The organism is Diaphorobacter sp. ED-3, assembly GCF_027625375.1.
GTDB classification, from domain to species: domain Bacteria; phylum Pseudomonadota; class Gammaproteobacteria; order Burkholderiales; family Burkholderiaceae_C; genus Diaphorobacter; species Diaphorobacter nitroreducens.
Genome location: NZ_CP115182.1, coordinates 1,875,998 through 1,888,313, shown reverse-complemented (window position 1 = coordinate 1,888,313; position 12,316 = coordinate 1,875,998). Strand labels below are relative to the sequence as shown.

Sequence of the window (12,316 nt, the reverse complement as noted above, 5' to 3'; positions counted from 1 at the left end):
CCCGCGCCCTGGCCTACAGCCACCCGCTGGCGGTCAGGCCCGGCAGGTTGATCGCCAGGAACTGCGTGAACAGCCAGAACACCGGCGCGGCGATGGCCAGCCCGGTCGCTACATCCACGGCCAGCACGCGCGGCGACAGCAGGCCCGTCTGCCCGCCCGCGCGGCGCAGCCCCTGCACGGCCAGCGCATAGCACAGCGTGCAGCCCACGATGAAGCCCAGCTCCACGATCAGCGCCGCATTCAGCAGAAGCCCCGCCGACACCCATGCAAAGGGCCCCCACGCCGCGCGCGGCGCGCCGCCCGGGTCGGCCGCCTGGCGGTAGCCGCCCGTGGCAGCCTCCCAGATCAGCCAGCCGCCGCACACAGCCAACACCAGGGCGCAGGCCCACGGTAGAAAGTTGGGGCCCACGCCGCCATAGCCGGCGTTGCCCGGGATCTCCAGCGCGCCCCAGGCCATGGCCGCGGCCACCAGGATCACGCCCGCACCCACGGCCGCCTGCCAGCCGGGTGAAGGCACGGCGCTTGTGGGTGGAGTGGAGGGAGGGGAAGAGGAAAGCTCAGACATGGCTGCGGCCTCCGGGAAGGCGCCGCACCGCGGCGGCGCAGGTTTCAAACAAAAAACGGCCCTAGCGCTTATCCATCAAGCGCTGACAGCTCTCAAAAAAGGAGCGCCGCAGCACACTGCGGCGCCGCCGGGCTTAGACCATGCCCGACTTCACCATGGTGGCGCGCAGGCTGGCGAACTCGCTGTCCACGAAGTTGGCGAAGTCGTCGCCGGCCAGCCACGCGGGCGTCCAGCCGTTCTTCTCCAGCGCCTCGGCCCACGCCTTGCTCTTGACGGCCTTCTCCACCATTGCCACCAGCGCCTTGCGCTGCTCGGCCGTGATGCCGGGCGCGCCGTACACACCGCGCCAGTTGCCGATCTCGACGTTGATGCCCTGCTCCTTGAGCGTGGGCACGTTCACGCCCTTCAGGCGCTGGCCCGAGGTCACGCCGATGGGCTTCATCTTGCCCGCGGCGATGTACTCGGAGAACTCGCTGTAGCCGCTGCCGCCCACGGTGACGTTGCCGCCCAGGATGGCCGCCGTCGCCTCCCCGCCCCCACGGAAAGCCACGTAGTTGATGCGCGCCGGGTCCACCCCCACTTCACGGGCGATCATGGCCGCCGCGATGTGCTCGGTGGAGCCGCGCGAGCCACCGCCCCACTTCACGCTGCCGGGGTCCTTCTTGAGCTGCGCCACCACCTCGGCCATGCTCTTGAAGGGCGAGTTGGCGGGCAGCACGAAGACGTTGTATTCGCTGGTCAGCCGCGCGATCGGCGTGGCCTGGCTCAGGTTGACCGGCGGCTTGCCGGTGATGATGCCGCCCAGCATCACGGCGCCCATCACCATCAGCGCGTTCGGGTCGCCCTTGGAGCCGTTCACGAACTGCGCCAGGCCGATGGCGCCGGCCGCGCCGCCCTTGTTGTCATAGGTCACGCTGGAGGCCACGCCCGCATCCTGCAGGGCCTTGCCCAGGGCGCGGCCCGTGGTGTCCCAACCGCCGCCGGGGTTGGCGGGCAGCATCATCTTGACGGCCACGGCGGCCTGGGCCGACAGCGGCAGGCTGCCCGCGGCGGCCAGTGCCGCCAGCGACTTCAGAAAGGTATCGCGACGCATGTTGTCTCCTTGCTTGTTAGAAAAAGGGAACGCTGACCGGCGCGATGATGCGCGCGCAAGCTGTCAAACGGCTGTCCACGGCACCAGGGTTAACACCGAGATTTGCGCGCCAACCGCCACCCGCCGCAAACGCGTTCTAATCCGCGGATGCAACTGCTTCTCGTCGAAGACGACGCCACCATGCAGGCCACGCTGCAGCGCTCGCTGGCGCGCCGCGGCATGGCTGTCACCGCCCTTGCGGACGGGCGCGCCGCGCTGGCCGAATGGCGCGCGCGCCCGCCCGACGCCGTGGTGCTGGACCTCACCCTGCCCGGCCTGGACGGCCTGCAGGTGCTGCAACAGGCACGCGCCGGCGGCCTGCGCACCCCCGTGCTGCTGCTGACCGCGCGCGGCACCGTGGGCGACCGCGTGCTGGGCCTGAACGCGGGGGCCGACGACTACCTGCCCAAACCTTTTGACCTGGACGAGCTGGAGGCCCGGCTGCGCGCCCTGCTGCGCCGCAGCGGCGATGCGGCAGATGACAAACAGGCCTCCAACGCCCTGGTGATGGGCGCCTTGCGCTATGAAAAAGAAAGCGGCGCCATCTATCTGCACGATGCGCCCATGGACCTCACCCCGCGCGAGTTGGCGCTGCTGCGCACCCTGCTGGCCCAGCCGGGGCGCGCAGTCGCCAAGGAGCGGCTGTATGAGCTGGTCTTCCCCGGCCAGAGCGAGGTGCAGTACGAGGCTATCGAAGTGGTGGTGTACCGCGTGCGCAAAAAACTCGCAGGCACCGGCGTGGCCCTGATGACGCTGCGCGGCCTGGGCTACCTGCTCAAGCCAGAGACATGAAACAGCCCGTGAGTCGCTGCGCGCCTTCCCCCCCCAGGCGGGCGATGCCGCAGGCCCGGCCGGGCCCGCTGCGCGGCGCGCGCTGGCATGGTTTGCGCCACCGCCACCGTACAGGAGCGGGCGCGCCTGTGCGCCAGGCTCCCCACCACGCGCAACGCAGCCGGGTGGCGGCATGACGCGCCCGCAGTCGCTGCGCCGCCAATTGCTCGTGGGCATCCTGCTGCCCACGCTGCTCTTCGTGGGCGTGAACACCTACAGCCTGCACCGCCAGGCACTGGCCGCGCTGCACACTGCCTATGACCGCACGCTGCTGGCTTCGGCCAAGACCATCAGCGAGCAGCTGGACGTGCGCGGCTGGGACGACATGGCCGAGCTGCGCGCCATCGTGCCCTACGCGGCGCTGGAGGCCTTCGAGGCCGACAACCAGAGCCGCATGTTCTACCGCGTGTCCAACCTGCGCGGCGACTTGATTTCCGGCTTTGCCGAACTACCCGCCTGGCACGGCACCATCCCGCAGCGCCCGCCCTATGCGGCGCTCGTGGACTTCTATGACGACCGTTTTCGCGATCAGCCCGTGCGCGTGGCCGTGCTGCTGCAGCCCGTGGCCAGCAGCGAAGGCCGCGGCATGGCCGTGATCCAGGTGGCGGAAACACTGGAGCTGCGCGAAGCGGCGGCCCTGCAGATCCTGCACACCACGCTGGCGCGCCAGGCGCTGCTGCTGGCGCTCATCGCGGGCATCGTGGTGCTGGTGGTGCAGCGCGCCACGCAACCGGTGCGCCAACTGAGCAGCGACCTGCAGGCCCGTACCGAAGGCGACCTGGCCCCCCTTGCCGCCCCCACCGCGCCGCGCGAGTTGCAGCCGCTGATCGACGCCACCAACGCGGTCATGCAGCGCCTGTCGCGCCTGCTCGCCCACCAGCAGCGCTTCGTGCGCGACGCGTCGCACCAGTTGCGCACGCCGCTGGCCGTGCTCAAGACGCAGGTGCAGTCCGCCCTGCGCGGCGACCTGCCGCCCACGCAGGCGCTGCAGGAAATCGGCCACACCGTGGACCGCGCCACGCAGCTGGCCAACCAGATGCTGGCGCTGGCCAAAGTGGAGCAGCTGCGCCAGCAGGGCGAGGTGCCCGTGACGCGGCTGGACACAGTGCTACGCGAGATGGCGCTGGAACTGTCGCCGCTGATCGCACAGGGCGACCTGGACTTCGGCATCACCACCGACGCCGCGCCCATTCGCGCGCATGAATGGATGCTGCGCGAGCTGTGCCGCAACCTGCTGCACAACGCCATACGCCATGCGCCACCCGGCACCGAACTCGCCGTCACGCTGCACCGCGAGGACGGTGAGGCGGTCCTCACCCTGGCCGACGCCGGCCCCGGCATCGACGACGAACTGGCGGCGCGGCTGTTCCAACCGTTTTCGGCCGGCGACGTGCGCACGGGTTCGGGCCTGGGCCTGGCAATTTGCCAGGAGATCGTGCACGCGCTGGGTGGCAGCATCGCCCTCGCCAATCGCCAGGCGGACGGCCGCGTGCTGGGCCTGGACGCCGTGGTGCGGCTGCCACTGGCCGGCGCCTGAACCGTTTTTCACGCACGCCGCCCCAGGCAAAATCACGCAGATGACGACACCACCCGATGCAATGCGCCTGGACAAATGGCTGTGGTGCGCGCGCTTCTACAAGACCCGCAGCCTCGCCGTGGAAGAGATCGGCAAAGGCCGCGTAACCGTCAACGGCCAGGCGGCCAAAGCCGCGCGTGAACTGCGCGCGGGCGACACCGTCGCGCTGCGCCAGGGCGCGGTCGCCCGCACGGTCGTGGTGCGTGCCTTGAGCAACTTCCGCGGCCCGGCGCCCGTGGCGCAGCAGCTCTATGAGGAAACGCCCGAGAGCCTCGCCGCGCGCGCGCAGGCCGCCGAAGCGCGCCGCCTGGCGCCCGAGCCAGCCGCCGCGCTGCGCGAGGGCCGCCCCACCAAGCGCGACCGCCGCTCCATGGACCACCTGCGCCATGACTGGGACCACCGCTGGAGCGCCTCCATCGACGATTGAGATGGGCATGGCTTGGGCACAGCGCCGCAGCCTGTGGCAGCCAACCGCCAAAGCCCCACGACGCGAAAGCACAGCGCGCCCACACGGGCCGTGCGCGCTATGCCCGAAGCGCTATGCCCAAAGATCAGGCCGCCAGGCGCTCATCCTGCGCCGCGTCATGCCATGCGTCACCCTCTCCCGCCAGCAGCACCAGGTCCTGCGCGGGCCGGTCACACGGCGATGCGCGAAAGCGCACGGCAATGTCCGCGGCCGCGGGCGAGAAGAACAGCACCACGCGGTCCTCGGCCGCATCGAAGTGCGAGAACAGCGCCCGCCCCGTGCCGGGCTGCGCCATGAGGAACCTTGCCATGAAAACCTGCTGAATCTGCCGCAGGGGCTCGAAGGCCTGTTGCTCGTTGCCCAGTTGCAGCGTGTACCAATGGCTCACATCCCACCTCGTTTGCCGAAAAAAGATGCACGCATGGTAGACACGCCCGCTGCGGCGGGGCGTTTCGCCAGGGGCGCATCACGGTGTAGGACACAGCCGGCCTGACGGCGTTGCGCCGGCGCCTGGTCCCGCGCTGTCAGGCGCCTTTGGCCGCCCCGCTGACCCGGTACGGCGTAAAGCCCGCCATGTCCTCGTTCACCTCCAGCGGCCGGCCCACCGGCGGAAACGCGCGCTGCGGGCATGCGGTGCGCTCGCACACCTTGCAGCCCATGCCGATGGGCACCGGCGCCTCGGGGTCGGCCAGGTCCAGCCCGCGCGCATAGACCAGTTGGCCCGCGTGCTGCACGTCGCAGCCCAGCGCCACCGAGAAGGTCTTGCCCGGCGCGCCCCAACCGCCGGTGCTGCGCGTGACGGTGCGCGCGATCCACAGGTACACACGCCCATCGGGCATGCGCGCCAGCTGCCGCACGATGCGCCCGGGCTGGGCAAAGGCCTCGTACACGTTCCACAGCGGGCAGGTGCCGCCGATCTTGCTGAAGTGAAAGTGCGTGGCCGACTGGCGCTTGCTGATGTTGCCCGCCCGGTCCACGCGGATGAAGAAGAACGGCACGCCGCGCGCGCCGGGACGCTGCAGGGTGGACAGGCGGTGGCACACCGTCTCGAAGCCCACGCCCCAGTGCTGGCCCAGGCGCTCGATGTCGTAGTGCAGCGCCTCGGCCGTCCGCAAGAAGGCGCCGTAGGGCAGCAGCAGCGCGCCCGCGAAGTAGTTGGCCAGGCCGATGCGCGCCAGCGTGCGCGCCGCCTCGCCCGACAGCGCCGCGCCCTGCACGCTGTGCTGCAGCAGGTGCGGCACTTCCAGAAAGGCCAGTTGCGTCGCCATCTGGAAAGCGCGCTGCGCGCCCTGCAGCGTGGGCGACAGGTACAGCACGCGTGCGGCGGCATCGAAGCGCCGCTGCACGGCGGCGCCCTCGCCTGCCTCGTCGCCGTCGCCGCCCTGCAGCAGCGCCACACGCACACCGTGGGCCTGCTCCAGCCGCGCCTGCAGCGCGGCGCCGGCCGCGCCAGGCACCAGCCGCCACTGGGCGGCCAGGTGCTCGGCCGCGTCATCCAGCTCGGCGATGTGGTTGTGGCGCGCGAAGAAGAAGTCGCGCACCTCCTCATACGCCATGGGCGGGGTCTGCGCCGTGCTGGCCGCGCCGCCGCGCTCGTCGCCGTAGTGCGCGGCCAGCGCCTCCAGGCGCTCGCGCGCCTCGGCGCGGCCGCGGTGCAGCGCCAGCAGCACACGCGCCACGGCGGGCATGTTGGCGGCCAGCTCGCGCACCTCGGCCAGCGAGACGGCATCGGCCGGCGCGCCGGGCGGCAGATCGGCCAGCACGTCGCGCAGGCCGGCGATCAGGCGCGCCTCGTCGCCCTCTGAAAAGTGCTGCACGTCCACGCCGAACACGGCGTTGATCTTGAGCAGCACCGGCACCGTCAGCGGGCGCTGGTTCTGCTCGATCTGGTTCAGGTAGCTGGCGGAAATCTCCAGCGCCCGCGCCAGCGCCACCTGGGTCAGGCCCCTCTCCTCGCGCAGGCGGCGCAAGCGCACACCCATGAAGGTTTTTTTCATTCCAACCTTTCGCAAACTTTGCAAAACACCCCGCAAGCCTTCGCAATCGTTCGCCAATTCAGGGCTTACGGGGGGCATCCATTGTGCGTAGATTGCGAAGCATGACAAGCCCCGCAGGCACCCTCGAAACCCGCGACATGGTCTTCCCCGCCCATGCCAACCACCACGGCACGCTGTTCGCCGGCCAGGGGCTGGAGCGCATGGCGCGCGCCGCCTTCCTGGCCGCGCGCGACGCCGCCGGCAGCGACGTGGTGATGGCCGCCGTCACCGGCGTGCAGTTCTGCGCCCCCGTGCCCGTGGGGCGGGCGCTGGCGCTGCGCGCCTGGGTCAGCCGCGTGGGGCGCAGCTCGCTCACCGTGTGCGTGCACGGCCTGGCCCAGGCCCCGGGCTGCCCGGACGAGCTGGCCCTGCAGGGCGTCTTCGAGATGGTGGCCGTGAACGCCCACGGGCGGCCCACGGCCATCGCGCATACCTACCTGAACACCCCGCCACACCCCTTCCGACAGGAGACTCCATGAGCACCACCGACACCGCAACCGCCCTCCCGCGGGCCAAGAAATCCGTCGCCCTCTCGGGCGTGGCCGCCGGCAACACCGCGCTGTGCACCGTGGGCAGGAGCGGCAACGATCTGCACTACCGCGGCTACGACATCCTGGACATCGCCGAGGTCTGCGAGTTCGAGGAGATCGCCCACCTGCTGGTGCACGGCAAGCTGCCCACGCGCGCCGAACTGCGCGCCTACAAGGCCCGGCTGCGCGCGCTGCGCGGCCTGCCCGGCAGCGTGAAGGCCGCTCTGGAGCAACTGCCCGCGGCCAGCCACCCCATGGACGTGATGCGCACCGGCGTATCCGCCCTGGGCTGCGCCCTGCCCGAGAAAGACGACCACAACCTGGCCGGCAGCCGCGACATCGCGGACCGGCTGCTGGCATCGCTGGGCAGCATGCTGCTGTACTGGTACCACTTCAGCAACTCGGGCCGGCGCATCGCGGTGGAGACACAGGACGACTCCATCGGCGGGCATTTCCTGCACCTGCTGCACGGCGACAAGCCCTCGGACGGCTGGGTGCGCGCCATGCACACGTCGCTGAACCTGTATGCCGAGCACGAGTTCAACGCCAGCACCTTCGCCGCGCGCGTGATCGCCGGCACGGGCAGCGACCTGTATTCCTGCATCGCCGGCGCCATCGGTGCGCTGCGCGGGCCCAAGCACGGCGGCGCGAACGAAGTGGCCTTCGAGATCCAGAAGCGCTACGACACGCCCGACGCGGCCGAGGCCGACATCCGCCGCCGCGTGCAGGCCAAGGAGGTGGTGATCGGCTTCGGCCACCCGGTCTACACCGTGAGCGACCCGCGCAACGGGGTCATCAAGGCCGTGGCCAAGCGCCTGTCGGATGCCGCCGGCTCGACCAAGATGTACGACATCGCCGAGCGGCTGGAGCGCGTGATGTGGCAGGAAAAGCAGATGTTCCCCAACCTGGACTGGTTCAGCGCCGTGAGCTACCACATGATGCAGGTGCCCACCGCCATGTTCACGCCGCTGTTCGTCATCGCCCGCACCAGCGGCTGGGCGGCGCACGTGATCGAGCAGCGCGCGGACAACAAGATCATCCGCCCCAGCGCCCACTACACCGGCCCCGACGACCAGAAGTTCGTGCCCATCGAGGAACGCGTTTGACAAAAACCATAGCTGGCAGCGCTTGCCGTTAGTGGATTTCTAGCACTTTTTGCATGAGATTTGTTGACAGGTAAGCGCTAGCAGCTATCACAACAAGAGCACCACGATGACCACGAACACCGCCCACCGCAAACCCCTGCCCGGCACGGCGCTGCAGTTCTACGACGCGCGCGAGGCCGTCGAGCAGCTCCGCCCCGGCGCCTGGGCCACGCTGCCCTACACCGCCCGCGTGCACGCCGAGAACCTGGTGCGCCGCGCCGACCCGGCGCAGTTGCCGGACTACCTGCGCCAGCTGATCGAACGCCGGCGCGACCTGGACTTTCCCTGGTACCCCGTGCGCGTGGTGTGCCACGACATCCTGGGCCAGACCGCGCTGGTCGATCTGGCGGGCCTGCGCGACGCCATCGCCCAGCAGGGCGGCGACCCCGCCGCCGTGAACCCGGTGGTGCCGGTACAGCTCATCGTGGACCACTCGCTGGCCGTGGAGTGCGGCGGCCATGACCCCGAGGCGTTCAACAAGAACCGCGCCATCGAGGACCGCCGCAACGAGGACCGCTTTCACTTCATCGAGTGGACGAAGAAGGCCTTCGCCAACGTGCAGGTCATCCCGGCGGGCAACGGGATCATGCACCAGATCAATCTGGAAAAAATGTCGCCCGTCGTGCACGTGCAGGACGATGGACAGGGCAAGGTCGCCTTTCCCGACACCTGCGTGGGCACCGACAGCCACACGCCCCATGTGGATGCGCTGGGCGTGATCGCCGTGGGCGTGGGCGGGCTGGAGGCCGAGGCCGTGATGCTGGGCCGCGCCAGCTGGATGCGCCTGCCCGACATCGTAGGCGTGCAACTGCGCGGCAAACACCAGCCGGGGATTACCGCGACCGACATCGCGCTGGCGCTGACCGAGTTCCTGCGCCAGCAAAAGGTGGTGGGCGCCTATGTGGAATTCTTCGGCGAGGGCGCGGACAGCCTCTCGATCGGCGACCGCGCCACCATCAGCAACATGTGCCCCGAATACGGCGCCACCGCCGCGCTGTTCTACATCGACGCGCAGACCACCGATTACCTGCGCCTGACGGACCGCGCGGAAGACCAGGTGCGGCTGGTGGAGACCTACGCCCGCGCCGCCGGCCTGTGGGCCGATATCCTGCGCGAGGTGCGGTACGAGCGCACGCTGCACTTCGACCTGTCCAGCGTGGTGCGCAACATGGCCGGCCCCAGCAACCCGCACCGGCGCCTGCCCACCACCGCGCTGGTGGAGCGCGGCATTGCCGATGCCAGCATGCTGGAGAGGGCCCGCGCCGAGGAAGCCAGGGGCCTGCTGCCCGACGGCGCCGTCGTCATCGCCGCCATCACCAGTTGCACCAACACCAGCAACCCGCGCAACGTGATCGCCGCCGGCCTGCTGGCGCGCAACGCCCGCCGCCTGGGCCTGCGGCGCAAGCCCTGGGTCAAGACCTCGCTCGCGCCCGGCTCCAAGGCGGTGGAGCTGTACCTGCAGGAGGCCGGCCTGCTCCCTGATCTGCAGGCGCTGGGCTTTGGCATCGTGGGCTTTGCCTGCACCACCTGCAACGGCATGAGCGGCGCGCTGGACCCGCGCATCCAGCAGGAGATCCTTGACCGCAAGCTCTACGCCACCGCCGTGCTCTCGGGCAACCGCAACTTCGACGGGCGCATCCACCCCTATGCGAGCCAAGCCTTCCTGGCATCGCCGCCGCTGGTGGTGGCCTACGCGATCGCGGGCACGGTGCGCTTCGACATCGAGCGCGACGTGCTGGCCGTGGTGGAGGGCCGCGAAATCCGCCTGAACGACCTGTGGCCCAGCGACGAGGAGATCGACGCCATCGTCGCCAGCGCCGTGAAGCCCGCACAGTTCCGCGCCGTGTACCAACCCATGTTCGCCCTGCGCAAGGGCCATGGCGAGCGCGCCGCGCCGCAGTACGACTGGCGCCCGCAGTCCACCTACATCCGCCGCCCGCCCTACTGGGACGCCGAAGGCGTGGGCGCGCTGGCCGCCTACCCGCGCACCCTCCAGGGCATGCGCACGCTGGCGCTGCTGGGCGACAACATCACCACCGATCACCTCTCGCCGTCCAACGCCATCCTGCCCGCCAGCGCGGCGGGCGAATACCTGGCCCGCATGGGCGTGCCCGAGGAGGACTTCAACTCCTACGCCACGCACCGGGGCGACCACCTCACGGCGATGCGCGCCACGTTCGCCAACCCGCAACTCGTCAACGAGATGGCGGTGGTGAACGGCCAGGTGCAAAAGGGCTCGCTCGCCCGCATCGAGCCCGAGGGCCGCGTGACGCGCATGTGGGAGGCCATCGAGACCTACCTGCACCGCCGCCAGCCGCTCATCATCATCGCCGGCGCCGACTACGGCCAGGGGTCGAGCCGCGACTGGGCCGCCAAGGGCGTGCGGCTGGCGGGGGTGGAGGCGGTGGTGGCCGAGGGCTTCGAGCGCATCCACCGCACCAACCTCATCGGCATGGGGGTGCTGCCGCTGGAGTTCCTGCCCGGCACCAACCGCCACACGCTGCAGTTGGACGGCACCGAAACCTACGACGTGGCCGGTGCCCTCACGCCGCGCGCCACCGTCATCCTTGCCATCCGCCGCGCGCAGGGCGAGACGCAGCAGGTGCCCGTCACCTGCCGGCTCGACACGGCCGAGGAAGTCTCCGTCTACGAAGCGGGGGGCGTGCTGCAGCGCTTCGCCCAGGACTTTCTGGCCCAATCAGCTTCCAGCGCCCGTCTGGAAAGCGCAACCAGCTATTGAAACAAGAGCAAACATGGCACCACAGATCAGGATCCCCGCCACCTACCTGCGCGGCGGCACCAGCAAGGGCGTGTTCTTTCGCCTGCAGGATTTGCCCGCGGCGGCGCAGCAGCCCGGCGCAGCGCGCGACGCGCTGCTACTGCGCGTGACCGGCAGCCCCGACCCCTACGGCAAACAGATCGACGGCATGGGCGGCGCCACCTCGTCCACGTCCAAGGCGGTGATCGTCTCGCCCTCCACCCGGCCCGGGCATGACGTGGACTATCTGTTCGGCCAGGTCGCCATCGACAGCCCCTTCGTGGACTGGAGCGGCAACTGCGGGAACCTGTCGGCCGCCGTGGGGCCGTTCGCCATCGCCAGCGGCCTGGTCGCGCCCGGGCGCATTCCGCACGACGGCGTGTGCACCGTACGCATCTGGCAGGCCAACATCGGCAAGACCATCGTCGCCCACGTACCCGTCGCAGGTGGCCAGGTGCAGGAGGCGGGCGACTTTGCGCTGGACGGCGTGGCCTTCCCCGCCGCCGAGGTGTTGCTCGAATTCCTCGACCCGGCCGATGGCGGTGAAGGAGGCGAAGGCGGCGGCAGTGCCCTGTTCCCCACCGGCCAGCTGGTCGATACGCTGGACGTGCCAGGCGTGGGCCGCTTGCAGGCCACGCTCATCAACGCGGGCATCCCGACCATCTTCCTGAACGCCAGGGACATCGGCTGCACCGGCACCGAGCTGCAGGACGCGATCAATGGCGATGCCGCGGCCCTGGCCCGCTTCGAGGCCATCCGCGCCTGGGGCGCAGTCAAGATGGGCCTGGTCCACGACGTGGCAGAGGCCGCCACGCGCCAGCACACGCCCAAACTCGCCTTCGTCGCGCCGCCGGCGGACTACGTCGCCTCCAGCGGCACGGCAGTGCGCGCGGCCGACATCGACCTGCTGGTGCGCGCACTGTCCATGGGCAAGCTGCACCACGCCATGATGGGCACGGCGGCCGTGGCCATCGGCGCCGCTGCCGCCGTCCCCGGCACGCTGGTCCACCAGGCGGCCCGCGGGGGCCCGCGCACCGCCGTGCCGGGATCGGTGCGGTTCGGCCACCCCTCGGGCACGCTGCGCGTGGGGGCCGAGGCCGCGCTGGTGAACGGCCAGTGGCGCGTCACCAAGGCCCTCATGAGCCGCAGCGCCCGCACCCTGATGGAAGGCTGGGTGAGAGTGCCGCCAACCCCGTGAGCAACTTCGTCATGTCCCCCTTCTCCCACGCTTCGCGCGGCATGGGGGACGCCGCCAGCGCGGCAGCGCGGCGCGGCCG

Annotated in this window: 11 protein-coding genes; 7 read left to right on the top strand and 4 right to left on the bottom strand. The window is 70.4% G+C overall.

From position 1 onward, the window contains the following. Positions 1–13: 13 nt before the first annotated feature. Positions 14–565, bottom strand: coding sequence for a tripartite tricarboxylate transporter TctB family protein (locus PCQ86_RS09360; RefSeq protein WP_270175339.1), 552 nt, complete (start codon positions 563–565; stop codon positions 14–16). Between the two features lie 133 nt (positions 566–698). After that, positions 699–1,658 carry a Bug family tripartite tricarboxylate transporter substrate binding protein gene (locus PCQ86_RS09355; RefSeq protein ID WP_011804914.1) on the bottom strand — a complete coding sequence of 320 codons (960 nt, stop codon included), beginning with the start codon at positions 1,656–1,658 and terminating at the stop codon, positions 699–701. Positions 1,659–1,805: 147 nt separating this feature from the next. On the opposite strand from PCQ86_RS09355, the gene PCQ86_RS09350 reads away from it, so the two are divergent. The 3 genes from PCQ86_RS09350 to PCQ86_RS09340 all read left to right on the top strand — a co-directional run bounded on the left by PCQ86_RS09350 (position 1,806) and on the right by PCQ86_RS09340 (position 4,531). Then, on the top strand, positions 1,806–2,489 hold the full coding sequence (locus PCQ86_RS09350) for a response regulator (protein WP_270175338.1): 684 nt from the start codon (positions 1,806–1,808) through the stop codon (positions 2,487–2,489). Positions 2,490–2,661: 172 nt separating this feature from the next. Beyond that, positions 2,662–4,065: a sensor histidine kinase gene (locus PCQ86_RS09345; RefSeq protein WP_270175337.1), complete on the top strand. Its 1,404-nt coding sequence runs from the start codon at positions 2,662–2,664 to the stop codon at positions 4,063–4,065. Between the two features lie 40 nt (positions 4,066–4,105). After that, the gene (locus PCQ86_RS09340) at positions 4,106–4,531 is read left to right on the top strand and encodes an RNA-binding S4 domain-containing protein (RefSeq protein WP_252102463.1); all 426 of its coding nucleotides are present in this window, start codon (positions 4,106–4,108) and stop codon (positions 4,529–4,531) included. A gap of 124 nt (positions 4,532–4,655) precedes the next feature. On the opposite strand, the gene PCQ86_RS09335 is transcribed toward PCQ86_RS09340, so the two are convergent. Together PCQ86_RS09335 and PCQ86_RS09330 are read right to left on the bottom strand one after the other, a co-directional pair. Beyond that, positions 4,656–4,958 (bottom strand): hypothetical protein, encoded by a 303-nt coding sequence (locus PCQ86_RS09335; protein WP_011804910.1) that lies wholly within the window; start codon positions 4,956–4,958, stop codon positions 4,656–4,658. 136 nt (positions 4,959–5,094) lie between these two features. Then, positions 5,095–6,567 (bottom strand): short-chain fatty acyl-CoA regulator family protein, encoded by a 1,473-nt coding sequence (locus tag PCQ86_RS09330; RefSeq protein ID WP_172207137.1) that lies wholly within the window; start codon positions 6,565–6,567, stop codon positions 5,095–5,097. 101 nt (positions 6,568–6,668) lie between these two features. Here PCQ86_RS09330 and PCQ86_RS09325 point away from each other — a divergent pair, with 101 nt between their 5' ends. From PCQ86_RS09325 to prpF, 4 genes are all read left to right on the top strand, one after another. Continuing rightward, the gene (locus PCQ86_RS09325; protein WP_088886499.1) at positions 6,669–7,085 is read left to right on the top strand and encodes an acyl-CoA thioesterase; all 417 of its coding nucleotides are present in this window, start codon (positions 6,669–6,671) and stop codon (positions 7,083–7,085) included. Continuing rightward, the gene (prpC, locus tag PCQ86_RS09320; protein ID WP_135148643.1) at positions 7,082–8,242 is read left to right on the top strand and encodes a bifunctional 2-methylcitrate synthase/citrate synthase; all 1,161 of its coding nucleotides are present in this window, start codon (positions 7,082–7,084) and stop codon (positions 8,240–8,242) included. The genes PCQ86_RS09325 and prpC overlap by 4 nt, the downstream gene beginning before the upstream one ends. Before the next feature lie 106 nt (positions 8,243–8,348). Further along, positions 8,349–11,021, top strand: a complete 2,673-nt coding sequence (gene acnD, locus PCQ86_RS09315; protein WP_270175336.1) for a Fe/S-dependent 2-methylisocitrate dehydratase AcnD — start codon at positions 8,349–8,351, stop codon at positions 11,019–11,021. A gap of 13 nt (positions 11,022–11,034) precedes the next feature. Continuing rightward, on the top strand, positions 11,035–12,237 hold the full coding sequence (gene prpF / locus PCQ86_RS09310) for a 2-methylaconitate cis-trans isomerase PrpF (RefSeq protein WP_270175335.1): 1,203 nt from the start codon (positions 11,035–11,037) through the stop codon (positions 12,235–12,237). The last annotated feature ends 79 nt before the right edge of the window (positions 12,238–12,316 follow it).